This window comes from Pseudomonas sp. PDM30 (assembly GCF_019218985.1).
Taxonomy (GTDB): Bacteria; Pseudomonadota; Gammaproteobacteria; order Pseudomonadales; family Pseudomonadaceae; genus Aquipseudomonas; species Aquipseudomonas jessenii.
In genome coordinates this window covers 654433-679335 of sequence record NZ_JAHUWM010000002.1, presented here as the reverse complement: position 1 = coordinate 679335, position 24903 = coordinate 654433, and the positions used below count along the sequence as shown (strand labels likewise).

The following is a 24903-nucleotide window of genomic DNA, read 5'->3' as shown; positions in this document are numbered from 1 at the left end:
AGGTTCTGCTGCGTGCACAAATCCTGTGGGAGCGGGCTTGCCCGCGAAAGCGATCGATCTAACGCCGCAAAAATTCAGCGCTTGGCGATGATGTACACCGCATGCACGATCCCCGGAATGTAACCGCACAACGTCAGCAGAATATTCAGCCAGAACGCTCCGCCGAATCCTACTTGCAGAAACACGCCCAATGGCGGTAACAGGATGGCGATGATGATGCGAATAAAGTCCATGGGGCAGCTCCTGATTGGGGTGGGCTCGCTCGAGCCCTACAGCTAATCGACCTGTGCCGTTTGTCAGGGTTCAGTCACTCTACTCCCAAGTTCCGCCCCTTCGTTGAATTTCGCAGACAAAAAAACGCCCCACGCCAAAAGTATCGGGCGTGGGGCGTGCGTATTACCGCGAGACGGTTCTGGAATGTGTACAGGGCGCGCCTGATCAGACGGCAATCCCTTTGCGGCACTGCAATTGTGCGGTTCGCACTCGGGAGAAGGCGCGCGCCAGGCGCAGGAGCATTTCATCGATGTTGGCGTTGCTGACGTTTAGCGCAGGGGTAAAGCGCAGGCAGTCGGGTTGCGGGGCATTGAGCAGCAAGCCTTCGTACAGCGCGGCCTTGACCACCGCGTCAGCGGAGTCGTCCGACAGCGTCAGCCCCCACAGCAGCCCTTGTCCGCGCAACTCGCCGTGACCGTAACGATGGGCCAAACGCCCTAACCCTTCACGCAGGTGTTGACCGGCCTCTGCGACGTGCTTGAGGAAAGCCTTGTCCTGCACGGTATCGAGCACCGAAAGCCCCGCCGCGGTCATCAACGCATTACCGTGATGAGTACCCGCCAACTCGCCAATGTCGAAACAGCAAGCTTTGCCCCGCGCCAGCAGCGCGGCCAATGGCACGCCGCCGCCCAAGCCTTTGCCGAGCACGACGATATCCGCCGTGACGCCACAGGACTGTTCCGCGAGCAAGGTGCCACAACGGCCGATGCCGGTTTGCACTTCGTCGAAGATCAGCAAAATGCCGAGTTCACGGCACAGGCGTTCAACGCCCTTGAGATAGTGCACGGTGGCCGGGACCACGCCGGCTTCGCTCTGGATCGGCTCGAGCATGATCGCTACGGTCCGTTCATCCACGGCCGCATGCAACGCTGGCAGGTCATTGAACGGAACACGACTGAAGCCTGGCAATTGCGGCTCGAACCGGTTGGCCAATGTCGGACTGTCCGACGCCGAAATCGTCGCCAGGCTCCGGCCGTGGCAACCGTTGTTGGCCACAATGATTCGCGACGCACCGCCGCGATGCCGTTGACCCCATTTACGCGCCAGTTTGATCGCCGCCTCGCAGGCTTCGCTGCCGGTATTGAGCAGGTAGGCCTGATCACTGCCGGTGCTGGCACACAAATGTTCGGCGAGGCTGAGCATGCCGCGGTTATGCAGGCCAAAACCCGGGTTGATCAGCGACTGAGCCTGGGCTGTGATTGCATTGACCAGTACCGAAGGGCTATGACCGAGGCTGTTGGCCCCGCCGCCTTGGGAAAAATCCAGGTACGCACGGTCATCGCTGTCCCACAACCATGAACCCTGACCACGCACAAACACCTGTTTTGGCCGCTCGACACTGGGCATCAAGTACTCGCTGGAAAGGTTAACGCCTTGGGATGGCGGAGAGGCGTCCATGACCAGATCATCAAGACTGGGAGGACTGCGGCGCAGACTGAACAGGTTCATCTGAAAAAAACCCTTTTGAGGTTTTTTGCCTTACCTATGTAAATACCATCGAAGCAAAGGGTATTCATCGCGCTCTGTGGCCCTGTAAGCCCTGTGAATGCGGTTAGACTAGGCTCAGGCGAGGCGTTCAGCCATTTCGATTTCCCAGCATTTTCGATAAGTAATACTTATGGATTTCAAGCAACTGCGTTATTTCGTCGCGGTCTATGAAGAAGGCCACGTGGGCCGGGCCGCCGAGCGCCTGTCCATCTCCCAGCCGGCGCTGTCCCAGCAAATCCGCCACCTCGAGCAAAACCTCGATGTGAGCCTGTTCGAGCGCAGTAGCAAACGCCTGTTGCCGACTCTCGCGGCCCACACGCTGTACAACCATGCCCTGCCTTTGCTCGATGGCCTGCAACGGGCACGGGAAGCGCTCGGCAACTTCAAGGGTCAGGCGCTGCGCACCCTGGCCATCGGTGTATTGCAAACCGTGCACACCAGCCTCGTTCCGCAGATGCTCGAGCGGGTGCGCAAGGCGCAGCCGCATCTGGTGGTGCAGATCTACGAACTGACCGGCCTGGAAATCGAGCGGCGACTGCTCAACGGTTCTCTGGATATCGGCATCAGCTACCTGCCGCCCCGCCAGCCTGGCTTGCATGGCGTGATGCTGTACGAAGACGAACTGACCCTGGTCATCCCGGCAGAGCATCCGCTGCGTGAATTCAAGAAAGTGTCCATGAGTCAGGCTGCCGAACTGCCGATGCTGCTGCTGGGCGAAGAGTTTCAGATCAGGCAGATCTGGCAGGCACAGCTGACAAGCCTCGGACGTCGCCCACAGGTGCAAGCCGAATTGAACAACATGGCCGGCATCCTCGACAGCCTGCCCCACACGCGCCTGGCGACGGTACTGCCCGGTCGTTCGCAAAAGACCCATGGCAACCACGAACTGCTGTGGAAACCCCTGAGCGAACCGCGAGTGCCGCTGAAAGTCGGTTTAGTGTGTCGGGATGTGCAACGGCAGCAGGCATCGCTGGCATTGCTGCGGACATTGCTGGAAGAAGTGATAAATGGCCCGGACGGGCGCTTGAACAGCGCGCAGGCTCTGGATGGGCCAAGCTGAAAACTTTTCTTCAGGCAAAAGAAAACCCCGCCGAAGCGGGGCTTTGCAGACTGTTTCCCTGACATCCATTTCACTCCGCCGTCCTGGCAGAATCCTACGTGTCCCTGTTGTTGCTTTGCGCTTCCTGCGCTACGTCCATGAGAAGTAGATTAGCTGTGGATCCAATTTGCATCTATGGGAGAACAGCAGCACGTTATGTAAGAGAATGCTTACATAACGTTACTTCATCAGAATTGTCCCGCATCCAGCAGGAACAACGATTCGCTACCGGCCTTCACCGACGCGCTCAACGAGTGAATGCGCGGTAGCAGGCGGGCAAAATAGAAGCGCGCCGTGCCCAGTTTGCTGGCGTAGAAATCGTCCTGCGCTTCCTTGCCCAAAGCCGCCTTGGCCATCAGCGCCCACATGTAGGCGTAGGCCACGTAGCCGAACACCTGCAGATACTCGACCGACGCCGCGCCGATCTCGTTCGGATTGGTTTTGACCCGATCCAGCAACCACGCGGTCAGTTCATCGAGGGTGGTCACGGCGTCGTTCAGCGGCTTGGTGAACTCCGCGAGGTCCGCGCTGGCGGTCGCTGTGAAGTGGCGGATCTCGTCGGCGAACAGGTTGTAGAACGCCCCGCCGCTACCGACGATCTTGCGCCCGACCAGGTCCAGCGCCTGGATGCCGTTGGTGCCTTCGTAGATCTGGGTGATGCGCACGTCACGCACCAGTTGCTCCTGGCCCCACTCACGGATATAGCCGTGGCCGCCGAAGACCTGCTGGCCGTGTACAGTGGTTTCCAGGCCGAGGTCGGTCAGGAACGCCTTGGCCACCGGGGTCAGCAACGCCACCAGGTCTTCCGCGCGCTTGCGGGTGGCGGCGTCTTCGCTGAACTTGGCGGTGTCCAGTTGCATCGCCACGTAGGTGGAGAATGCACGCCCCCCTTCGTTCGAGGCTTTCATGGTCAGCAGCATGCGCCGCACGTCCGGGTGGACGATGATCGGGTCAGCCACTTTGTCCTTGTTCTGCGCGCCGGTTGGCGCACGGCTTTGCAGGCGATCACGGGCGTATTCCACGGCGTTCTGGTACGAGCGCTCGCCCGTGGCCAGGCCCTGGATACCAACGCCCAGACGCTCGTAGTTCATCATGGTGAACATCGCCGCCAGGCCTTTGTTCGGCTCGCCGACCAGGTAACCCACGGCTTCATCGAAGTTCATCACGCAGGTGGCGGACGCCTGGATGCCCATCTTGTGTTCGATCGAACCGCAGTTGGCCGGGTTGCGCGCGCCGAGGCTGCCATCGGCATTGACCATGAACTTCGGCACCAGGAACAGCGAAATGCCTTTCGGCCCCGCCGGTGCATCCGGCAGCTTGGCCAGCACCAGGTGGATGATGTTTTCGGTCAGGTCGTGTTCGCCACCGGTGATGAAGATCTTGGTGCCGCTGACCTTGTAGGAACCGTCGGCCTGAGGCTCGGCCTTGGTGCGGATGATCCCCAGGTCGGTACCGGCGTGGGGTTCGGTCAGGCACATGGAACCGGCCCAGATGCCGGCGTACATGTTCGGCAGGTACGCGGCTTTCAGTTCTTCGCTGGCGTGGGCGTTGATCGACAGGCAAGCACCGGCGGTCAGCATCGGGTACAGGCCGAACGACAGGCTGGCGGAGTTGACCATTTCCTCGACCTGGGCCGAAACGGCTTTGGGCATGCCCATGCCGCCGTAGGACGGATCACCACCGACACCGACCCAGCCGCCTTCAGCGTAGGTCTGATAGGCCTGTGGGAAACCTGCCGGCGTGGTGACGGCACCGTCCGCCCAATGGCAACCTTCTTCGTCAGCGGCACGGCTCAGCGGTGCGATGCTTTTGCTGGTGACTTTGCCGGCTTCTTCCAGGATGGCTTCGACGGTTTCTGCATCCACAGTCTCGGCCAGTGCAGGCAGTTCGGCCCAGAGTTTGGCGACCTCGAAAACTTCATTGAGGACGAAGCGCATATCGCGCAGGGGCGCTTTGTAGTCAGCCATGGCAAACCTCGCAAGATCTATACAGGTGATTCACAGGAAGAGTGTTTTCGTTGGGTCGGAGTGTACCTCAACAACTTTTGCGACACATAGGGTCAACTCATGACCGTTTTGTTATTTTTAGTCATTTACGTAGGCGGGAGTGAACGGATGAAACTGTAGGAGCGAGCTCGCTCGCGAAAAACCCCAAGGCGCCACTGGGCATCTGGTTTTACGCGTTATCGTTCACGACCATCGCGAGCAGAGCTCGCTCCTACAGAGGGCGATGTCAGAGCGCAAACATCTGCGCCGGCAGTTGCATCAGGCAATCGCTACCTGCTTCGACGGCCGCCCGATGAGCGGCAGTGCGTGGCAACAGACGCTTGAAGTAAAACTCGTTGGTCGCCAGTTTGCCCCGGCAGAAGTCACCATCACCGCTGCCCGCATCGAGCTGCGCCTGAGCCACCAGCGCCATGCGCAACCACAGGTAGCCGAGGATGATGTAACCGCTGTACATCAGGTAATCCACCGACGCAGCACCGACTTCGTCCGGGTTTTTCATCGCCGCCATACCGACCCTGGTGGTCAATTCACCCCACTGCTGGTTCAGTTGATTGAGCTGCGCCACATACCCGGCCAGTTGTGGATGTTCGGCGTTCGCCGCGCAGAACTTGTGGACGATTTTGGTGAAGCCACGCAGCAGCTTGCCCTGACTGCCGAGTACCTTGCGCCCGAGCAAGTCCAGCGCCTGAATACCATTGGTACCTTCATAGATCGGCGCGATCCGGCAGTCGCGTACCAGTTGCTCCATTCCCCATTCACGAATGAACCCGTGACCGCCAAACACCTGCATGCCATGGTTGGTCACCTCCAGCCCGGTGTCGGTCATGAAGGCTTTGCAGATTGGCGTGAGGAACGCCAGCAAGTCTTCGGCATCCCGGCGCGCCGTTTCGTCCGGGCTCAGGTGTGCAACGTCGAGCAACTGTGCGGTGAAGTAGGTCAGCGCGCGGTTGCCCTCGTTGAAGGCTTTCATGGTCAACAACATCCGCCGCACATCAGGGTGCACGATGATCGGGTCGGCGGCCTTTTCCGGCGCTTTCGGGCCGGTCAGCGAGCGCATCTGCAAACGGTCGTTGGCGTATTTGATCGCGCCCTGGAAGCTCGCCTCCCCCAGACACAGCCCTTGCATGCCGGTGCCCAGTCGCGCGTGGTTCATCATGGTGAACATGCAGTTGAGGCCCTTGTTCGGCTCGCCGATCAGGTAGCCCTTGGCCTCGTCGAAGTTCAGCACGCAGGTAGCCGAAGCCTTGATGCCCATTTTGTGTTCGATCGAGCCGCAGGACACGCCGTTGCGCTCACCCGCTTCCCCCGTCGCATCAGGCAGGAACTTGGGCACGATGAACAGCGAAATGCCCTTGGTCCCGGCCGGTGCGTCCGGCAATTTGGCCAGCACCAGGTGAATGATGTTGGCGCTCATGTCGTGCTCGCCGGCGGAGATGAAGATCTTGCTGCCGGAGATCGCGTAGCTGCCATCGGCCTGAGGTACGGCGCGGGTCTTGATGATGCCCAGGTCGGTGCCGCAATGGGCTTCGGTCAGGCACATGGTGCCGGTCCATTGGCCAGCGGTGAGCTTCTTCAAATAAGTCTGTTTCTGCTCCTCGGTACCATGGGCGTGGATCGCCGACATCGCACCGTGGGTCAGACCGGGGTACATGCCCCATGAGGTGTTGCTGGAAGCCACCATCTCGCTGATCACCAGGCCCAGAGAGATCGGCAACCCTTGACCGCCGTAAACCGGATCCGCCGCCAGGCCATGCCAGCCGCCCTCGACATATTGGGCGAATGCCTGCTTGAAGCCCGCGGGCGTCGTGACCACGCCATTGTCGAAATGGCAGCCTTCTTCATCGCCACTGCGGTTCAGCGGCGACAGTACGTTTTCGCAGAACTTCGCCCCTTCTTCGAGGATCGCATTGACCATGTCCGGGCTGGCATCGGTGGCCCCCAGCGCGGCGTAGTTGCTGTGAAAGTCGAAGACGTGGTCGATCAGAAAGCGCATGTCGCGCAAGGGAGCTTTGTACTCGGGCATGGTCATTCTCCATCGGCAGATTTCTCCAACCTACTGCTGCCGACCACGCCTCACAATCACTTTGCGCTCGCTGAATGCGCCATCATCACTCAACCGTAGCGGCGTCCATGCGCACGGCGCCACGGCGGTTCTGCCCGAACGCCATCACGCAGTTGCGCCCGGCGCCCTTGGCGCTGTAGAGCGCCTGGTCAGCGGACTTGAGCACCTCTTCGGGGGTGCGTTGTTCGATCCGTTCGGCAACGCCGATACTGACCGTCACCGACACACTCGACGCACCGGAACCGGCACGCCGCTGGCGCCCCTGACTATCGTCCTGCGGGCGGTTTTCCTGATTGCGCAGCTGAATGTTGTAAGTGGCGATGGACTCGCGGATGACTTCCAGGTGCGGCATGCACTCTTCGAGGGTCTTGCCTGCAAACACCAGGGCAAATTCCTCGCCGCCATAGCGATACGCCTTACCGCCACCGCCGATTTTCGACAGCTTGCTGGCCACCAGTCGCAGCACCTGGTCGCCGACGTCGTGGCCGTGGGTGTCGTTGAATTTCTTGAAGTGGTCGACGTCGCTCATGGCCAACACGTAGTTGCGCCCCAAGCGTTGCATGCGTTCATTCAACGCGCGACGGCCCGGCAGCCCGGTCAGTTCGTCGCGGAAGGCCATTTGATAGGCCTCGTGGGCAACGGCGGCGGCAATCATCAGCATCACCTGGCTGCACATGATGTTCAGCGTGAACGGCAGGATGAAGGTTTTCGGCAACATCCAGAACAACCCGAGCAGCCCCACCCATTGCGCGGCATGCAGCGGTCGCGGGTTGCGCCAGTATTGCCAGGCCAGCAACAGGAACGCAGCGATGAACACCGGATAGGACAACTGGATCAGGCTCATCCAGGCGCCATGCAAGGTAGGCCAGCGAATCTCCGACAGCCAGATCAGCAGCGCGTGTGGATAACTTTGCTCAAGCCCCAGCGCCACGCTGCCGACCGCCAGCAAGACCGCGAAGCGCGCCACCATGTCCTGGAACAGATGGGTGCGTTCCTGCCACGCCGCGAACACGCCAAACAGCAGCGGCAGCAGCAGGCAACACAAATGAAAGACCACCGCGGCGTCGTCACGCACCTTGCCGTTGTCGCGGTAATAGTCGGTCTGGGTGTCGAGCAGGAAGTAGGCGATGTACACCGTGACCATCAGAAACAGTTCACGCTGGCGTCGGTACACCGCGCAATAGGCGCCACCGAGCAACAACACCAGGGTGGGCAGCACGTTGAACAGCGACGTGAAGAAGACGTTCAGATCCTTGATGTAAGCAGCCGCAAGCCCCGCCACCAACAGCAGCAATGACGGCAGGAAATGACTGAAACGTACAGCAGATGAGCGCGGCAAGGGTAAAGCTCCGACCCGTCAAATCAATAGATGGCAATGTGCCAACTACTGTAACGGCAGGAAGCCCGAGTTACTGAGTGAATTACTGAGGTATTTTTCAAAGGGCGTTGCAAACATTTTCCACCGCCAACCTTTAAAGCAAAAAAGCCGCTGTTCCCGAGGGAGCAGCGGCTTTTTCAAGTACTTCGCTAAGGCTTAGTAGCCCAGGTCGAAGTTCTCTTCTTTCATGTCCATCAGGTTGTTGGCGCCCGACAGCATGGTTACGACGTGAGTGCGGGTACGCGGCAGGATGCGCTGGAAGTAGAAGCGCGCAGTCTGCAGCTTGGCGGTGTAGAACGCCTCTTCGGAAGTGCCGGCAGCCAGTTTCTCGGCAGCCAGGCGCGCCATGTCGGCCCAGAAGTAGGCCAGGCAGGCGTAACCGGAGTACATCAGGTAGTCCACGGAGGCTGCGCCGACTTCTTCGCGATCTTTCATGGCGGCCATACCGACCTTCATGGTCAGCTCGCCCCATTCCTTGTTCAATGCGGCCAGCGGAGCGACGAACTCTTGAACCGCTTCGTTGCCTTCGTTGGTCTGGCAGAACTTGTGGACGATCTTGGTGAAGCCTTTCAGAGCTTCGCCCTGGGTCATCAGCACTTTACGGCCCAGCAGGTCGAGTGCCTGGATACCGGTGGTGCCTTCGTACAACATCGAGATGCGGCTGTCGCGGACGTTCTGCTCCATGCCCCACTCGGCGATGAAGCCGTGGCCGCCGTAGATCTGCACGCCGTGGTTGGCCGATTCGAAACCGACTTCGGTCATGAAGGCTTTGGCGATTGGAGTCATGAACGCCAGCAGTGCGTCGGCTTTCTTCTTCTCTTCTTCGTCCACGCCGTACTTGACGATGTCGACCTGCTTGGCGGTGAAGTAAACCATCGCGCGGTTGCCTTCGGCAAATGCCTTCATGGTCAACAGCATGCGGCGTACATCAGGGTGCACGATGATCGGGTCAGCGGCTTTGTCCGGCGCTTTGGGACCCGTCAGCGAGCGCATCTGCAGACGGTCGCGAGCGTATTTCAGGCCGCCCTGGAAACCGACTTCAGCGTGGGCCAGGCCTTGCAGCGCGGTACCCAGACGTGCGGTGTTCATGAAGGTGAACATGCAGTTCAGGCCTTTGTTCGCCGGGCCGATCAGGAAACCGGTAGCGCCGTCGAAGTTCATTACGCAGGTAGCGTTGCCGTGGATGCCCATTTTGTGTTCCAGGGAACCACAGGACACAGCGTTACGCGCGCCAACCGAACCATCGGCGTTCGGCATGAACTTCGGCACGATGAACAGGGAGATGCCTTTGGTGCCGGCCGGGGCATCCGGCAGGCGGGCCAGTACGATGTGGACGATGTTGTCGGCCATGTCGTGTTCACCGGCCGAGATGAAGATCTTGGTGCCGGAAACCTTGTAGGAACCGTCGGCCTGAGGCTCGGCCTTGGTGCGCAGCATGCCCAGGTCTGTGCCGCAGTGCGGCTCGGTCAGGCACATGGTGCCCGTCCACTCGCCGGAAACCAGCTTGGTCAGGTAAGCCTCTTGCTGCTCAGGGGTGCCGTGCTCGGAGATGGTGTTCATCGCACCGTGCGACAGGCCTGGGTACATGCCCCACGACCAGTTGGACTCGCCAACCATTTCGCTGATGGCCAGACCCAGGGACTCCGGCAGGCCTTGGCCGCCATGCTCTACGTCGTGAGCCAAGCTTGGCCAGCCACCTTCGACGAATTGCTTGTAGGCTTCCTTGAAGCCAGTCGGGGTCTTAACGCCGGACTCGCTCCAGGTGCAGCCTTCGAGATCGCCCACGCGGTTCAGCGGAGCCAGTACCTGCTCACAAAACTTGGCGCCTTCCTCAAGAATGGCGTCAACCATGTCCGGAGTTGCGTCGGCACAAGCCGGAAGGCTCTGATAGTGCGCTTCGTAGCCGAGCAGCTCGTCACGAACGAAGCGAATATCACGCAAGGGGGCCTTGTAGTCAGGCATAGCGATAAACCTCTGCTGATGTAACCGGGAATGAACGACCGCATTGATTTGTTGTTGCGATCAAACAGTTGTTTGAAACATACGTTTACGCCCAAATCTTGTCAAGCGTCGATCTTTTTCCGTTCGTCACCGAAGATCAGGCACATCTGCGCGCAACCGCACGACGGACATTGACCGAGCGAGCCACCATGCAGAAAAGATTAGTTGAGTGAGAAGGACTTACGCAGAAAAACGCCGCGAACAGGCGCGGCGTTGGAGAGACGGATTCAATGAGGATCAGGCGAAAGTATCGATCAGCGTTCCGAGCACTTCGTCGGATGCCTTGGCGACTTTGGCGCCCAGTTCGACCTGAATTTTGCCTTGGGCCATGTCGACCACATTGCTGGCCAGGTCCGATTGCCGGCTGCGATCAACCGATCGCAGACGATCGACCTGCGCCTCGGAGGACTGGCTGGTGACCGAGCGCTCGATCGTCGTGTTGGCGATCTGCCCGGCGGCTTGATCGACACGGTTCTGCCCTGTCTGAAGGGTGCTCAGACCGGCATAAAAAGCGGGGCTTCCTGAGATTTCCATGGGAGAACTCGTCCTTTCAAAGGATCAACAGTGGCCATTGAAGCAGAGTGGCCGGCAAAACACTCGACAAAAACACTAATGGCACAGTGCCTTGTCATAGGCAAAGCCCACAAGCCACTCGCCTCAGTCCAACAGGTCCAGTTGCAAGTGCTCGGCCACTGCCTCGGCCGTAACGGCCTTGAGTTTCGGCACACGCCCCAGGCACGGTGCCGGGAGGCGCTCGGCCAGGGTAGCCAGGTTTTCTTCCAGCCGCGAGGTCTTCGGGTCGATGATGTTGGCCACCCATCCCGCCAGTTGCAAACCGTCCCGGGCAATCGCTTCGGCGGTCAACAAGGCATGGCTGATACACCCCAGGCGTACACCGACCACCAGGATCACCGGCAGCTTCAATGCGATGGCCAGGTCCGACAAATTGTCCTGATCCGCCAGGGGTACGCGCCAGCCGCCAGCGCCTTCGATCAGAGTGAAGTCCGCCTGCATGCCCAGAATCTGCCGCATCGGCGCCAGCAACGACTGCACCGTCAGCGCCACGCCTGCCTCTCGCGCCGCCAGATGCGGGGCAATGGCCGGTTCGAAGGCCATCGGATTGACCTGTGCGTAGGTCAGCGGCAGCGAACACTGCGCCAGCAAGGCCAGCGCATCGGCGTTGCGCAGGCCTTTAGGTGTCACATCGCAACCGGACGCGACCGGCTTGCCCGCCGCCGTGCTCAAACCCGCCGAACGCGCCGCATGCAGCAGCCCCGCAGCGACCGTGGTTTTACCGACATCGGTATCCGTGCCGGCGATGAAATAGGCTGCGCTCATAAGGGTTTCTCCAAAACGGCGTACACCACTTGATAAGTCGCCGGCAGTCCCTGGGCCTGACGAAACTGTTCGTAAGCCTCGATCAAACCCAAAATCCGCGCCCGGCCGGTCAAGCCACCCGGTCGCCCGGGATTGAGATTGTGCGCACCCAACGCCTTGAGCTCATGGGTCAGGCTGCGCACATCCGGGTAATACAGCACGTGCGCAAGGTTTTGCAGACTGACCATCCTCAAGCCGCTGGCCGCACACAGTTGTTGATAAACACCAAACTCCCGGAAGCGGTTGACGTGCACCATGCCGTCGACTTCGCGCCAGCTGTCGCGCAATTCAAACAACGTCCCTACACACAGACTAGCAAACGCGAAAATACCGCCCGGTTTCAGTACTCGAAAGGCTTCACTGAGCACCGATTCGAAGTCCGCGCACCACTGCACCGCCAGGCTGGAGAAGATCAGGTCGCAAGACGAATCCTGCAGTGGCAGTCGCTCGGCATCGCCGGCCACGAAGTATGTGGCACCCCCCAATGGCCGGGCGTGGTTGAGCATGCCCTCGGCAATGTCCAGCGCCACCCCGTGGCTGCCCGGAAATTGCTCACCCAGGGCACGACTGAAATGCCCGGTGCCACAGCCCAGGTCCAGCCAGCGCTGCGGTACGAAGTCCTGCGGCAAGCGCCCGAGCAATTGGCTGCCCACATCACGCTGCAGCTCGGCCACGCTGTCGTAGCTTGCTGCCGCGCGGGAGAATGAGGCTGCTACCTGGCGCTTGTCGGGCAAGGCGCCGGGCAGGTTGGGAAGGGATAAATCAGTCATCGCCGGACTCATGCAAAAAGGCCTGGATCGCCCCCGCCACACCGTGGGGATCCTCCAGGAGAAACACGTGGCTGGCCTGTTCAATCAGACCGATTTCGACATCCGGCAGCAATGCCAACAACTCGCCCGCCGCTTCCACCGGCACCAGCCCGTCGAGGCCGGCGAACAGATGCAACTGCGGACCGCGGAACGAATGCAGCGCCTGTCGTGTATCCAGTTGCGCGAGCACTTGCAGACCACTCAGCAACACCGGCGCAGCGGTGTTCGGGGCACCGCCGAGCAACAACCGCGACAATCCGCGTGGGTCTTCGGCGCCTTGGGCGCAAAGCAGTGAAAAGCGTTTCAAGGTCGCGCGCGGATCGGCTTCACATCCCGCCAGAAACGCATCGAAGGTTTCCCCGGACATGGCGCTTGTCCATTGATCATGAGCGACAAAAGAAACGTTGCTGGCCAGGGTGAACACACCACAGCAGCGATCGCCACGCCGGGCCGCCAATTCGCAGGCGAGCATGCCGCCCAATGACCAACCGCCCAGCCACACGTCTTGCGGCAAGGTCGAATCAAGCTCATCGAGCCACTCCTCAAGATCGCTCGACTCCAGCTCCGGCAACGGCTCGATCTCGACGCGCAGGTGCTCATCCAAACCGCGCAAGGCCGCCGCCAGAGGCTCCAGCGGTGAAACGCCAAGGCCCCAGCCGGGCAGCAGAATCAGACGATCACGCATGGCTTGGCTCCGGCTTCAGTTGTTGAAAACAATCGGCCAGTCCGTTTAACAATAGCTGTACCTGAGTCTCACTGTGGGCAGCCGTCAACGTGACCCGCAGCCGGGCACTGCCGGCGGGTACGGTCGGCGGGCGAATCGCGGTCACCATCAACCCGCGTTCACGCAGCATTTGCGAAAGGCGCACCGCTCGCCCCGCGTCACCGATCATGATCGGCTGAATCGGCGTGAAGCTGTCCATGAGTTCCAGGCCAATCTGCTCGGCACCTTTGCGGAACTGGCGGATCAGCGTCTGCAAATGCTCGCGGCGCCAGTGTTCGCTGCGCAGCAGTTCCAGGCTTTTCAACGTGGCGCAGGCCAGCGCGGGGGGCTGGCTGGTGGTGTAGATGTAGGGGCGGGCGAACTGGATCAGGCTTTCGATCAGCTCTTCGCTGCCAGCCACAAAGGCACCTGCCGTACCGAACGCCTTGCCGAGGGTGCCGACCAGCACCGGAACGTCATCCTGGCTCAAGCCAAAGTGTTCGACGATGCCGCCACCGTTGGCACCCAGCGGTCCAAAACCATGGGCATCGTCGACCATCAACCAGGCGCCTTTGGCCTTGGCTTCTCGGGCCAGCGCTGGCAAGTCGGCAATATCACCGTCCATGCTGAACACGCCGTCGGTGACCACCAGTGTATTGCCGGTGGCTTTTTCCAGGCGCTTGGCCAGGCTCGCCGGGTCATTGTGCAGGTAGCGATTGAACCGAGCGCCGGACAACAGCCCCGCGTCGAGCAGCGACGCATGATTGAGCCGGTCTTCGAGCACCGTATCACCCTGCCCCACCAACGCCGTGACTGCGCCGAGGTTGGCCATGTAGCCGGTGGTGAACAGCAACGCCCGCGGGCGACCGGTCAGGTCGGCCAACGCTTCTTCCAGGGCATGGTGTGGGGAACTATGGCCGATGACCAGATGCGATGCCCCTCCGCCCACACCCCACTTCGAAGCGCCGGCACGCCAGGCTTCGATCACTTGCGGATGATTGGCCAGGCCCAGGTAGTCGTTGTTACAGAACGCCAGCAACGGCTGGCCATCGACCACCACTTGCGGCCCCTGCGGGCTTTCAAGCAGCGGGCGCTGGCGGTAGAGGTTTTCGGCACGACGGGCGGCAAGGCGTGCGGCGAGATCGAAAGACATGCAGGCCTCGAAGTTCAGATCACAGAAATCAAAATGAATGCGATCCCTGTGGGAGCGAGCTTGCTCGCGATGGCGGCGTCACATTCAACATTGATGTCGACGGACCTGACGCAATCGCGAGCAAGCTCGCTCCCACAGTGTTTTGCATTCCAGCCAGAGAAGTCGGTGGAAGACTCAAACAGCCGCGTTGTAAAACTGCTCGCTGCTCTTCTGCTCCACCAGCGCCTGCTCGATAGCTGCCTGATGCACCTCGTCGGCGTGCTCTTCGCGGGCTTCCGGCAGGATGCCCAGGCGCGAGAACAGTTGCATGTCCTTGTCGGCCTGCGGGTTGGCGGTGGTCAGCAGTTTTTCGCCGTAGAAAATCGAGTTGGCACCGGCGAAGAACGCCAGGGCCTGCATCTGCTCGTTCATGGCTTCGCGGCCGGCGGACAGGCGCACGTGGGATTGCGGCATCAGGATGCGCGCGACGGCGAGCATGCGGATGAAGTCGAACGGATCGACGTCGTCGGCATTTTCCAGCGGCGTACCGGCGACTTTCACCAGCATGTTGATCGGCACCGACTCCGGATGCTCAGGCAGGTTGGCCAACTGGATCAGCAGGTTGGCGCGGTCGTCCAGCGACTCGCCCATGCCCAGAATGCCGCCGGAGCAGATCTTCATCCCCGAATCACGCACGTACGCCAGGGTTTGCAGGCGTTCGCTGTAGGTGCGGGTGGTGATGATGCTGCCGTAGAACTCCGGCGAGGTATCGAGGTTGTGGTTGTAGTAGTCGAGGCCGGCCTTGGCCAGCGCTTCGGTCTGCTCCTGATCCAGGCGACCGAGGGTCATGCAGGTTTCCAGGCCCATGGCTTTCACGCCTTCGACCATCTTCAACACGTACGGCATGTCCTTGGCCGACGGATGCTTCCACGCCGCGCCCATGCAGAAGCGGGTCGAACCGATGGCCTTGGCGCGAGCGGCCTCTTCGAGGACCTTCTGCACCTCCATCAGTTTCTCTTTTTCCAGGCCGGTGTTGTAGTGACCGGACTGCGGACAATATTTGCAATCTTCCGGGCAGGCGCCGGTCTTGATCGACAGCAGGGTCGACACCTGGACGCGGTTGGCGTCGAAATGCGCACGGTGCACCGTCTGCGCCTGGAACAACAGGTCATTGAATGGTTGAACGAAGAGTGCTTTGACTTCGGCCAAAGTCCAGTCATGACGCAGGGTGGCAGTGGTGCTGGCGCTCATGGGCGTTTCCTTTGAATTATGCTTTGGCAGTCGGCTGGGTAATGGAGTTTCACAGCCGCTTCACAGATGTTTCGGCATATTTAAGGAAGAGCGATGCGCTGTCAACCACGATACGAAGGACAGGTTTACATCTGGTTAAAAAACAAACAATCATGCCTTTTGTGCGATGAAGCGGCCGACGGCATTCCTCCTGTCTGCACGGCCTGCGAAATCGAGTTGCCCTGGCTCGGTGATCACTGTCTGACCTGCGCCCTGCCGCTCCCGGCCGCGGGACTGACCTGCGGCCATTGCCTGAAGCAGCCACCGGCCTTCGAACAAGTGATTGCGCCCTGGACCTACAGCTTTCCGGTAGACAGCCTGATCACCCGCTTCAAACACAACGCCAAGTGGCCGTTTGGCCGCCTGCTCGCCGAACTTCTCGCTCAATACCTGCAACATCGCTTCGAAGACGATCTGCTGCGACCCCAGGCGCTGATCCCGGTGCCGCTGGCCAATCGGCGCCTGCGCCAGCGCGGGTTCAATCAGGCGGCGATGCTGGCTCACTGGTTGAGTGCGAGTCTCGATATCCCTTGCAACGAACGGTTGCTGCTGCGCACTCAAGACACCGACGCCCAACAGGCATTGAACGCCGAAGCCCGCCTAAGGAACCTGCGCAATGCTTTCGCCCTGGCACCCGGCGCGGTCGTCAAAGGCCGACACCTGGCTCTGGTCGACGACGTACTGACCACCGGAGCCACGGCCCAGGCCCTGGCTCGCCTGTTGATGGACGCCGGGGCGGCGAGGGTCGACGTCTATTGCCTGGCCCGCACGCCCAAACCCGGCGAGACACCCTGACTTGACTCGCGCGGCCCAAGCGACCAACGTCCTCACCATCGTCACCACCCAAAGCGACTTGTCATGTCTTTGCCAACCTTGCTGTCCCAGCACATTGTCCGCCGTCCGCAGCGCATCGCCCTGCTGCAGCACATCGCCGAACAAGGCTCGATCACCCGCGCGGCAAAAAGTGCGGGCCTGAGCTACAAGGCTGCCTGGGATGCGATCGATGAGCTAAACAACCTGGCGCAGAAGCCGCTGGTGGAGCGGATTGTCGGCGGCAAGGGCGGCGGTGGTGCGCGCCTGTCCAACGAAGGTGAGCGGGTGTTGCGCCTGTATCAGAAGCTGCAAGCCTTGCAGGCCCAAGTGCTGGAAGCAACTGAAGACGCGAGCGATCTGGATCTGCTCGGGCGCCTGATGCTGCGCACCAGCGCGCGCAATCAGTTGCACGGCAAGGTGATTGCGATCGAACCTCAGGGGCGCAACGACCTGATTCGCCTCGAAGTCGCCGAAGGCGTGATCGTCGCCGCGCAAATTACCCACGACAGCACCGAGCGCCTGGAACTGCAAATCGGCACTGAAGTCGTGGCATTGATCAAGGCCGGCTGGCTCGACGTGCTGCAAATCGACTCTGTCGAAACGCCTGAAAACAATTGCCTCAGCGGCATCATCGAAAAAATTCTCGACGCCGACGACGGTCCCAGCGAAGTGCGCATCACCCTGCCCAACGGCCTGACTCTATGCGCCTTGGCCGAACCGAGTCATCTGCAAGCATCGGGGCTGACGTGCGGCAAACCGGTGCGCGTGGAGTTTTCGCCGTCCAGGGTTCTGCTGGGCACACCACTGTAAGCAGAACTGCAACAAAAGGTTCATGACTCATCTTTAAGGTGTCTGCAAAATCCGCAGGGAGCCTGAAATGAGCCTATTAGAAGAAAACCAGTCCACCGACCTCGAAACCATGGTCGGCCTCAGCCGTCGCGGCTTCATCAGCGCAGGTGCCCTGTGCGGCGCGGCGATGTTCCTTGGCGGCAACCTGCTGAGCCGCAGCGTGATGGCCGCCAGTGTCAGTGCCGGCAACAGCCAGTTGCTGGGTTTCGACAGCATTGCCGCCGCCACCAGCGACACCATCACCCTGCCGCCGGGCTACAAGTCCTCGGTGCTGATCAGCTGGGGCCAGCCCCTGCACAAGGACGGTCCGGCGTTCGACCCGAGCGGCAACGGCAGCGCCGAACATCAGGAAGTCCAGTTCGGCGACAACAACGACGGCATGAGCCTGTTCGAGTTTCCGGGCGAAAAAGACCGGGCGCTGATGGCGATCAACAACGAATACACCAACTACCGCTACCTCTACGCCCACGGCGGCATGCCGCAATCGGCGCAAGAAGTGCGCAAGGCGCTGGCCTGCGAAGGTGTGTCGGTGATTGAAGTGCAGCGCAAGAACGGCCAATGGCAGTTCGTCCAGGGCTCACGCTACAACCGCCGCATTCACGGCAACGCACCGATCACCCTGAGCGGCCCGGCCGCCGGACATGCCCTGCTCAAAACCAGTGCCGATCCGCACGGCAAGAACGTCCTGGGCACCTTCCAGAACTGCGCCAACGGCAAGACGCCGTGGGGCACCTATCTGACCTGCGAAGAGAACTTCACCGACTGCTTCGGCAGCAGCAACGCCGAGCAGAAGTTCGACCCGGCGCAAAAACGCTACGGCGTGGTGGCCACCAGCAAAGAAATCAACTGGCACCAGCACGACGAGCGCTTCGACATGGCGAAGAACCCCAACGAGCTCAACCGTCACGGCTGGGTGGTGGAGATCGATCCGTTCGATCCGAAATCGACGCCGGTCAAACGCACGGCCCTGGGCCGCTTCAAGCACGAAAACGCCGCACTGGCCGAAACCGGCGACGGTCATGCCGTGGTGTACATGGGCGACGATGAACGCGGTGAGTTCATCTACAAATTCGTCAGCCGCGACAAGATCGACCACAAGAACCCCAAGGCCAACCGTGACATTCTCGACCACGGCACCCTGTACGTGGCGCGGTTCGATGCCGGCGACGGCAACGTCGATCACCCGAAAGGCCAGGGTGAATGGATCGAACTGACCCACGGCAAAAACGGCATCGACGCCAGCAGCGGCTTTGCCGATCAGGCCGAAGTTTTGATTCACGCGCGTCTCGCCGCCAGTGTGGTGAAAGCCACGCGCATGGACCGCCCGGAATGGATCGTGGTCAGCCCCAAGGATGGCCAGGTCTACTGCACGCTGACCAACAACGCCAAACGCGGCGAAGACGGGCAACCGGCGGGCGGGCCGAACCCGCGTGAGAAGAACGTCTACGGCCAGATCCTGCGCTGGCGCACCGAGCGTGACGATCACGGTTCGAAAACCTTTGCCTGGGACCTGTTCGTCGTCGCCGGTAATCCGGGGGTTCACGCCGGCACACCAAAAGGCGGATCGTCGAACATCACGCCGCAGAACATGTTCAACAGCCCTGACGGTCTGGGCTTCGACAAGGCCGGACGCTTGTGGATTCTCACCGACGGCGATTCGAGCAACGCCGGAGACTTTGCCGGCATGGGCAACAACCAGATGCTCTGTGCCGATCCGGTAACCGGCGAGATTCGTCGCTTCATGGTTGGCCCGGTAGGTTGTGAAGTGACGGGGATCAGCTTCTCGCCGGACCAGAAAACCCTGTTTGTCGGGATTCAGCATCCGGGTGAGAACGGCGGTTCTACCTTCCCCGAGCACCTGCCCAACGGCAAGCCGCGGTCTTCGGTGATGGCGATTTCGCGGGAAGATGGCGGGATCGTCGGCGCCTGACAACCCCTCATCGCGAGCAGGCTCGCTCCCACAGGATTGGCGCGATTTCATATCTGGCGCATGACCTGTGGGAGCGAGCTTGCTCGCGATGGCGTCAGCACATACAACGCACACCTCAAGCCCACCCCCTAAAGCCCCGCCGTCTGCGCTACCATGCCTGGCCGGACGCAGCAGCCTGCTGCGCGCAGGAGTCAGCATGGCCCACCCGTTTGAAACCCTCACACCAGACCTCGTGCTCGATGCCGTCGAAAGCATCGGCTTTCTCAGCGACGCGCGCATCCTGGCGCTCAACAGCTACGAGAACCGTGTCTATCAGGTCGGTATCGAAGACGCCGAGCCGCTGATCGCCAAGTTCTACCGGCCGCAACGCTGGAGCAACGAAGCGATCCTGGAAGAGCACCAGTTCACCGCCGAACTCGCCGACTGCGAGGTGCCGGTCGTGGCGCCGTTGATCCACAACGGTGAAACCCTGCACGAACACAACGGTTTCCGTTTCACCCTGTTCCCCCGCCGTGGCGGCCGAGCACCGGAGCCGGGCAACCTCGACCAACTCTATCGCCTGGGCCAGTTGCTCGGGCGCCTGCATGCGGTCGGCTCGACCCGGCCGTTCGAGCACCGTGAAGCGCTGGCGGTAAAAAACTTCGGCCATGACTCGCTGGCCACATTGCTCGACGGCAACTTCATCCCCCGCAGCCTGCTGCCGGCCTACGAGTCAGTGGCCCGCGATCTGCTCAAGCGTGTGGAAGATGCCTACAGCAACACGCCGCACCAGAACATCCGCATGCACGGTGACTGCCACCCCGGCAACATGATGTGCCGTGACGAGATGTTCCATATCGTCGACCTCGACGACTGCCGCATGGGCCCGGCAGTGCAGGACATCTGGATGATGCTCGCTGGCGATCGCCAGGACTGCCTGAGCCAGTTGTCGGAACTGATGGACGGCTACAACGAATTCCACGACTTCGATCCCCGTGAACTGGCCTTGATCGAACCGTTGCGCGCCCTGCGCCTGCTGCATTACAGCGCCTGGCTCGCCCGCCGCTGGGACGATCCTGCCTTCCCCCGCAGTTTTCCGTGGTTCGGCACCGAGCGTTATTGGGGTGATCAAGTGCTGGCCTTACGCGAGCAGTTGGCGGCGCTCAATGAAGAACCGCTGAAACTCTTCTAACCCCACAGGTTGTCCGTGTTCACAAATGTCCTACCTATTCAGTCAGGACATTCGCAGACAAATCTCCTTACAATCCTCTCTTTGTTAGCTGCCTAAGCAAGGATTCTGCATGCAAGCCGCCAACCCGCGTCGCGGGTACATTCTGGGCCTGAGTGCCTATATCATCTGGGGGCTTTTCCCCCTCTACTTCAAAGCCATCGCCAGCGTGCCCGCAGTGGAAATCATCATCCACCGGGTGCTGTGGTCGGCGCTGTTCGGCGCCTTGTTGCTGATGGTCTGGAAGCATCCCGGCTGGTGGCGCGAGCTGCGGGAGAACCCCAAGCGACTGGCGATCCTGGCCCTGAGCGGCGCGCTGATCGCAGCCAACTGGCTGACCTACGTCTGGTCGGTGAACAACGGCCGCATGCTGGAGGCAAGTCTCGGTTACTACATCAACCCCTTGGTGAACGTGTTGCTGGGCATGCTGATCCTCGGCGAACGGCTGCGGCGCATGCAATGGATTGCCGTCGGCCTGGCGACGGTGGGTGTGGCGCAGCAGGTCTGGCAAGTCGGCAGTCTGCCGTGGGTGTCGTTGGTGCTGGCCCTGACCTTCGGCTTCTATGGCCTGATTCGCAAGCAGGCACCGGTCAAGGCACTGCCGGGGCTCGTGGTGGAAACGTGGATGCTGGTGCCGATTGCCCTTGGCTGGTTGCTGCTCAATCCGACGGCCAGCAGCGCCCAGGCCGAATTCTGGACCACGTCCCAGGCCTGGTGGTTGGTCGCCGCCGGCCCGATCACGCTGGTGCCGCTGGTCTGCTTCAACGCTGCTGCACGGCATTTGCCCTACACGACACTGGGGTTTCTTCAGTACCTGGCGCCAACCCTGGTTCTGCTGCAAGCCGTTCTGCTGTTTGGCGAGCACCTGTCGTCCAGTACCTTGGTAGCGTTCATGTTTATCTGGGCCGGTCTGGCGGTTTACAGCATCGATGCGTGGATAAGTTTGCGCCGCCGAAGCTGATCAAAAAACACACAAAAGCCTACAGGCCACGTCTCCCGTGGCCTGCATCATTCCTTCCCAAGGTTATCCACAGCGTGATCCCCGCCGATTGTGCGCAAGTGGCTGAAACTGCTGGTTTTTTGATCAGATCATGAAGAACCCCGGTCGGCGTGGCCTGGCGGGGTGTCTCTACAGGTTATCCACAGGCCGGTGCACGTTTAACTTGGATAACCTGATCAGGGATCACTGCGTAGCACCAACTCGACCATCAGATCGTCCGCCAGGGTTTCCAGGCGCGATTGCAGCACGTCCAGCGACAGCGTCAGCGGGACGGCAAGAATCGCTTCGGCATGGAACAACGGCTCGCTGCTCATCGGGGCCGGGCGCACTTCGGTGACCAGCCGTTCCAGACTCACCCCCTGCTCGCTCAACAGGCGTGTGATGTCACGCACGATCCCCGGACGATCATTTCCCACCAGTTCCATGGCGATCGGCTTCCAGGTGCAGGATTGTTCGATGCTGCTTTCGGCGACCAACACGCGAATGCCCTGGGCGGACAAGCCCTGCAGGGCATCGACCAATTCGTCGTAGGCCTCGGCCGGCACGCCCACCCGCAGAATGCCGGCGAATTGCCCCGCCATGCGCGACATGCGGCTTTCCAGCCAGTTGCCGCCGTGCTCGGCAATGCATTGGGCAATGCGCTCGACTTGCCCGGGCTTGTCCGGAGCAAAAACAGTGAGTACGAGATGGTCCATGGCGCAGCCCTCCAGTCATGACTTTTGTTATAGAGAACCAAGTATAGGCAAGGGGAACATTGTGGCGAGGGGGCTTGCCCCCGTTCGGCTGCGCAGCAGTCGCAAAATGAGCGGATGTAATTTTTCGTGGTACATGCACGGGAGCGGCTTCGCCACTCAACGGGGGCAAGCCCCCTCGCCACAAAAACAGGCACCCCATAGCAGAGCACCAAAGATAATGTGTACAACTTTTGATATTTAACTGGAACAATCCAATAGTTTTTTGAGAACATCACGCTCCCCGACGTGACCGCAATGCGTCATGGGGTCGCAGAACGACGTAATTAGTCTAATTTTCACAACCGCAATTCATCATGTAGTATGCCGCAGCGCGCACTACATAACGTTGGTTCGATGTCTGCCGCAGGCACGTTCGCAACCCTGAAAGCCCTGTCAGCAAGGCCCCAAGCCGTTGATTGGTCCCAACCCAGCCGCCTGTCATGGGCATGTACTGGTAGAGGGGTTTGTGGTTTAAATGGCCAGAGGCTTCATTGTTAAATTGAAGAGCTGAAAAGCGAAATAGCTGAGCAGAGTGAGGCAAGCAATGACTGAACACGTTCAAGTCGGTGGCCTGCAGGTCGCCAAAGTCCTGTTCGACTTCGTGAACAACGAAGCCATTCCCGGTACCGGCCTCACCGCCGATAAGTTCTGGGCCGGTGCCGACAAGGTCATCCATGACCTGGCACCGAAGAACAAAGCCCTACTCGCCAAACGCGATGATTTCCAGGCTCGTATCGATGCCTGGCACCAGGAACGTGCAGGCCAGGCGCACGACGCCGTGGCCTACAAAGCTTTCCTGCAAGACATCGGTTATCTGCTGCCAGAAGCGGCCGATTTCCAGGCAACGACGCAAAACGTCGATGAAGAAATCGCCCGCATGGCCGGTCCACAACTCGTGGTGCCGGTGATGAACGCCCGCTTCGCTCTCAATGCTTCGAACGCCCGCTGGGGTTCGCTGTACGACGCGCTCTACGGCACCGATGCCATCAGCGAAGCTGACGGCGCGGAAAAAGGCAAAGGCTACAACAAGGTTCGCGGCGACAAGGTCATCGCCTTCGCCCGTGCGTTCCTCGATGAAGCCGCGCCATTGGCTGCCGGCACTCACGTAGACTCCACTGGCTACAAGATCGTCGACGGCAAACTGGTGCTCGCCCTCAAAGGCGGCAGCAACACCGGCCTGCGCAACGATGCGCAACTGATCGGCTTCCAGGGCGATGCCGCTGCACCGACCGCGATCCTGCTGAAAAACAACGGCCTGCATTTCGAAATCCAGGTCGACGCCAGCACCCCGGTCGGCCAGACCGACGCGGCCGGCGTCAAAGACATCCTGATGGAAGCCGCGCTGACCACCATCATGGACTGCGAAGACTCGGTTGCCGCGGTCGATGCCGATGACAAAGTGGTGATCTACCGCAACTGGCTCGGCCTGATGAAGGGCGATCTGTCGGAAGAAGTTGCCAAGGGCGGTCAGACCTTTACCCGCACCATGAACGCCGACCGCACCTACACCGCCGTCGATGGCAGTGAACTGAGCCTGCACGGTCGTTCGTTGCTGTTCGTGCGTAACGTCGGTCACCTGATGACCATCGATGCGATCCTCGACAAAGACGGTAACGAAGTGCCTGAAGGCATTCTCGATGGCCTGGTGACTTGCCTGGCATCGATGCACAACCTGAACGGCAACACCTCGCGCAAAAACACCCGCACCGGCTCGATCTACATCGTGAAGCCGAAGATGCACGGCCCTGAAGAAGCGGCGTTCACCAACGAGCTGTTCGGTCGCATCGAAGACGTGCTGGGCCTGCCGCGCAACACCCTCAAAGTCGGGATCATGGACGAGGAGCGTCGTACCACGATCAACCTCAAGGCCTGCATCAAGGCGGCGAGCGAGCGCGTGGTGTTCATCAACACCGGTTTCCTCGACCGCACGGGCGATGAAATCCACACCTCCATGGAAGCCGGCCCGATGGTGCGCAAGGCGGACATGAAGGCGGAAAAATGGATCGGCGCCTACGAGAACTCCAACGTCGATATCGGTCTGAGCACCGGCCTGCAAGGTCGCGCACAGATCGGTAAAGGCATGTGGGCCATGCCGGACCTGATGGCGGCGATGCTCGAACAGAAAATCGCTCACCCGATGGCCGGTGCCAACACCGCCTGGGTACCCTCGCCGACCGCTGCTGCCCTGCACGCGCTGCACTACCACAAGGTTGACGTGTTCGCCCGTCAGGCCGAACTGGCCAAACGTGCCCATGCTTCGGTAGACGACATCCTGACCATCCCGCTGGCGGTCAACCCGCAGTGGACCGCCGAACAGATCAAGAACGAACTGGACAACAACAGCCAGGGCATTCTCGGTTACGTGGTGCGCTGGATCGACCAGGGTGTCGGCTGTTCGAAAGTGCCGGATATCAACGACGTCGGCCTGATGGAAGACCGTGCAACGCTGCGTATTTCCAGCCAGCACATCGCCAACTGGCTGCGTCACGGCATCGTCACCGAAGAGCAAGTGATGGAAAGCCTCAAGCGCATGGCGCCGGTGGTTGACCGTCAGAACGCTGGCGACGCGCTTTACCGTCCGCTGGCCCCGAACTTCGACAGCAACATCGCCTTCCAGGCGGCGGTCGAACTGGTGGTCGAAGGCACGAAGCAGCCGAACGGCTACACCGAGCCGGTCCTGCACCGTCGTCGTCGCGAGTTCAAGGCTGCCAATGGCCTGTAACTGAGCGTCTGCGCCGGATATGAAAAAGCC

20 protein-coding genes are annotated in these 24903 nt (G+C 60.7%); 7 read left to right on the top strand and 13 right to left on the bottom strand.

The genetic code is table 11. The annotated features are described in order from the left end of the window. Positions 1-74 precede the first annotated feature (74 nt). Entirely contained in the window at positions 75-233 is a 159-nt protein-coding gene (locus tag KW840_RS07080) for a YqaE/Pmp3 family membrane protein (protein ID WP_003228885.1), read from the bottom strand. A gap of 205 nt (positions 234-438) precedes the next feature. Beyond that, positions 439-1722 carry an aspartate aminotransferase family protein gene (locus KW840_RS07075; RefSeq protein ID WP_218494759.1) on the bottom strand — a complete coding sequence of 428 codons (1284 nt, stop codon included), beginning with the start codon at positions 1720-1722 and terminating at the stop codon, positions 439-441. Positions 1723-1891: 169 nt separating this feature from the next. Between KW840_RS07075 and KW840_RS07070 the strand changes: the two genes are divergently transcribed. Further along, positions 1892-2821 carry a LysR family transcriptional regulator gene (locus KW840_RS07070; RefSeq protein WP_057713036.1) on the top strand — a complete coding sequence of 310 codons (930 nt, stop codon included), beginning with the start codon at positions 1892-1894 and terminating at the stop codon, positions 2819-2821. 227 nt (positions 2822-3048) lie between these two features. Here KW840_RS07070 and KW840_RS07065 read toward each other — a convergent pair whose 3' ends face one another. From KW840_RS07065 to bioB, 10 genes are all read right to left on the bottom strand, one after another. After that, positions 3049-4827 carry an acyl-CoA dehydrogenase C-terminal domain-containing protein gene (locus KW840_RS07065; RefSeq protein WP_218494758.1) on the bottom strand — a complete coding sequence of 593 codons (1779 nt, stop codon included), beginning with the start codon at positions 4825-4827 and terminating at the stop codon, positions 3049-3051. 265 nt (positions 4828-5092) lie between these two features. After that, the gene (locus tag KW840_RS07060; protein WP_218494755.1) at positions 5093-6889 is read right to left on the bottom strand and encodes an acyl-CoA dehydrogenase C-terminal domain-containing protein; all 1797 of its coding nucleotides are present in this window, start codon (positions 6887-6889) and stop codon (positions 5093-5095) included. An 85-nt stretch (positions 6890-6974) separates the two neighbouring features. Next, entirely contained in the window at positions 6975-8267 is a 1293-nt protein-coding gene (locus KW840_RS07055; RefSeq protein ID WP_218494753.1) for a GGDEF domain-containing protein, read from the bottom strand. A 195-nt stretch (positions 8268-8462) separates the two neighbouring features. After that, positions 8463-10268, bottom strand: a complete 1806-nt coding sequence (locus KW840_RS07050; protein ID WP_095944826.1) for a phenylacyl-CoA dehydrogenase — start codon at positions 10266-10268, stop codon at positions 8463-8465. Between the two features lie 276 nt (positions 10269-10544). Further along, positions 10545-10841: a pyrroloquinoline quinone biosynthesis protein PqqE gene (locus KW840_RS07045; RefSeq protein ID WP_218494751.1), complete on the bottom strand. Its 297-nt coding sequence runs from the start codon at positions 10839-10841 to the stop codon at positions 10545-10547. Between the two features lie 123 nt (positions 10842-10964). After that, positions 10965-11645 carry a dethiobiotin synthase gene (bioD, locus tag KW840_RS07040; RefSeq protein ID WP_090451781.1) on the bottom strand — a complete coding sequence of 227 codons (681 nt, stop codon included), beginning with the start codon at positions 11643-11645 and terminating at the stop codon, positions 10965-10967. Continuing rightward, positions 11642-12454 carry a malonyl-ACP O-methyltransferase BioC gene (gene bioC / locus KW840_RS07035; RefSeq protein WP_218494749.1) on the bottom strand — a complete coding sequence of 271 codons (813 nt, stop codon included), beginning with the start codon at positions 12452-12454 and terminating at the stop codon, positions 11642-11644. The genes bioD and bioC overlap by 4 nt, the downstream gene beginning before the upstream one ends. Further along, positions 12447-13178 (bottom strand): alpha/beta fold hydrolase, encoded by a 732-nt coding sequence (locus KW840_RS07030; RefSeq protein ID WP_154946847.1) that lies wholly within the window; start codon positions 13176-13178, stop codon positions 12447-12449. Before KW840_RS07030 ends, bioC begins: the two co-directional genes overlap by 8 nt. Beyond that, entirely contained in the window at positions 13171-14349 is a 1179-nt protein-coding gene (gene bioF, locus KW840_RS07025) for an 8-amino-7-oxononanoate synthase (protein ID WP_218494747.1), read from the bottom strand. Before bioF ends, KW840_RS07030 begins: the two co-directional genes overlap by 8 nt. Positions 14350-14523: 174 nt before the next feature. Further along, complete coding sequence (gene bioB / locus KW840_RS07020; protein WP_057713026.1) at positions 14524-15579, bottom strand: biotin synthase BioB; 1056 nt, start codon at positions 15577-15579, stop codon at positions 14524-14526. Between the two features lie 93 nt (positions 15580-15672). Between bioB and KW840_RS07015 the strand changes: the two genes are divergently transcribed. The 5 genes from KW840_RS07015 (at position 15673) to rarD (ending at position 21378) form a co-directional block, all read left to right on the top strand. Continuing rightward, positions 15673-16413: a ComF family protein gene (locus KW840_RS07015; RefSeq protein ID WP_218494745.1), complete on the top strand. Its 741-nt coding sequence runs from the start codon at positions 15673-15675 to the stop codon at positions 16411-16413. Between the two features lie 63 nt (positions 16414-16476). After that, the gene (locus tag KW840_RS07010; RefSeq protein ID WP_218494744.1) at positions 16477-17241 is read left to right on the top strand and encodes a TOBE domain-containing protein; all 765 of its coding nucleotides are present in this window, start codon (positions 16477-16479) and stop codon (positions 17239-17241) included. A gap of 67 nt (positions 17242-17308) precedes the next feature. Then, positions 17309-19210 (top strand): PhoX family phosphatase, encoded by a 1902-nt coding sequence (locus tag KW840_RS07005; RefSeq protein WP_218494743.1) that lies wholly within the window; start codon positions 17309-17311, stop codon positions 19208-19210. 196 nt (positions 19211-19406) lie between these two features. Next, positions 19407-20381, top strand: coding sequence for a serine/threonine protein kinase (locus tag KW840_RS07000; RefSeq protein WP_057713022.1), 975 nt, complete (start codon positions 19407-19409; stop codon positions 20379-20381). A gap of 109 nt (positions 20382-20490) precedes the next feature. Then, positions 20491-21378, top strand: coding sequence for an EamA family transporter RarD (gene rarD / locus KW840_RS06995; protein ID WP_218494742.1), 888 nt, complete (start codon positions 20491-20493; stop codon positions 21376-21378). Between the two features lie 215 nt (positions 21379-21593). Here rarD and KW840_RS06990 read toward each other — a convergent pair whose 3' ends face one another. Beyond that, a complete protein-coding gene (locus tag KW840_RS06990; protein WP_008017358.1) occupies positions 21594-22112 on the bottom strand; it encodes a glycine cleavage system protein R in 519 nt (172 codons plus the stop codon). Between the two features lie 583 nt (positions 22113-22695). On the opposite strand from KW840_RS06990, the gene KW840_RS06985 reads away from it, so the two are divergent. Then, positions 22696-24873, top strand: coding sequence for a malate synthase G (locus KW840_RS06985; protein WP_218494741.1), 2178 nt, complete (start codon positions 22696-22698; stop codon positions 24871-24873). The last annotated feature ends 30 nt before the right edge of the window (positions 24874-24903 follow it).

Coding starts and splice junctions, on each gene's coding strand:
- KW840_RS07080 (WP_003228885.1), bottom strand. CDS start 233: ATGGACTTTATTCGCATCATCATCGCCATCCTGTTACCGCCATTGGGC.
- KW840_RS07075 (WP_218494759.1), bottom strand. CDS start 1,722: ATGAACCTGTTCAGTCTGCGCCGCAGTCCTCCCAGTCTTGATGATCTG.
- KW840_RS07070 (WP_057713036.1), top strand. CDS start 1,892: ATGGATTTCAAGCAACTGCGTTATTTCGTCGCGGTCTATGAAGAAGGC.
- KW840_RS07065 (WP_218494758.1), bottom strand. CDS start 4,827: ATGGCTGACTACAAAGCGCCCCTGCGCGATATGCGCTTCGTCCTCAAT.
- KW840_RS07060 (WP_218494755.1), bottom strand. CDS start 6,889: ATGCCCGAGTACAAAGCTCCCTTGCGCGACATGCGCTTTCTGATCGAC.
- KW840_RS07050 (WP_095944826.1), bottom strand. CDS start 10,268: ATGCCTGACTACAAGGCCCCCTTGCGTGATATTCGCTTCGTTCGTGAC.
- KW840_RS07045 (WP_218494751.1), bottom strand. CDS start 10,841: ATGGAAATCTCAGGAAGCCCCGCTTTTTATGCCGGTCTGAGCACCCTT.
- bioD (WP_090451781.1), bottom strand. CDS start 11,645: ATGAGCGCAGCCTATTTCATCGCCGGCACGGATACCGATGTCGGTAAA.
- bioC (WP_218494749.1), bottom strand. CDS start 12,454: ATGACTGATTTATCCCTTCCCAACCTGCCCGGCGCCTTGCCCGACAAG.
- KW840_RS07030 (WP_154946847.1), bottom strand. CDS start 13,178: ATGCGTGATCGTCTGATTCTGCTGCCCGGCTGGGGCCTTGGCGTTTCA.
- bioF (WP_218494747.1), bottom strand. CDS start 14,349: ATGTCTTTCGATCTCGCCGCACGCCTTGCCGCCCGTCGTGCCGAAAAC.
- bioB (WP_057713026.1), bottom strand. CDS start 15,579: ATGAGCGCCAGCACCACTGCCACCCTGCGTCATGACTGGACTTTGGCC.
- KW840_RS07015 (WP_218494745.1), top strand. CDS start 15,673: ATGCGCTGTCAACCACGATACGAAGGACAGGTTTACATCTGGTTAAAA.
- KW840_RS07010 (WP_218494744.1), top strand. CDS start 16,477: ATGTCTTTGCCAACCTTGCTGTCCCAGCACATTGTCCGCCGTCCGCAG.
- KW840_RS07005 (WP_218494743.1), top strand. CDS start 17,309: ATGAGCCTATTAGAAGAAAACCAGTCCACCGACCTCGAAACCATGGTC.
- KW840_RS07000 (WP_057713022.1), top strand. CDS start 19,407: ATGGCCCACCCGTTTGAAACCCTCACACCAGACCTCGTGCTCGATGCC.
- rarD (WP_218494742.1), top strand. CDS start 20,491: ATGCAAGCCGCCAACCCGCGTCGCGGGTACATTCTGGGCCTGAGTGCC.
- KW840_RS06990 (WP_008017358.1), bottom strand. CDS start 22,112: ATGGACCATCTCGTACTCACTGTTTTTGCTCCGGACAAGCCCGGGCAA.
- KW840_RS06985 (WP_218494741.1), top strand. CDS start 22,696: ATGACTGAACACGTTCAAGTCGGTGGCCTGCAGGTCGCCAAAGTCCTG.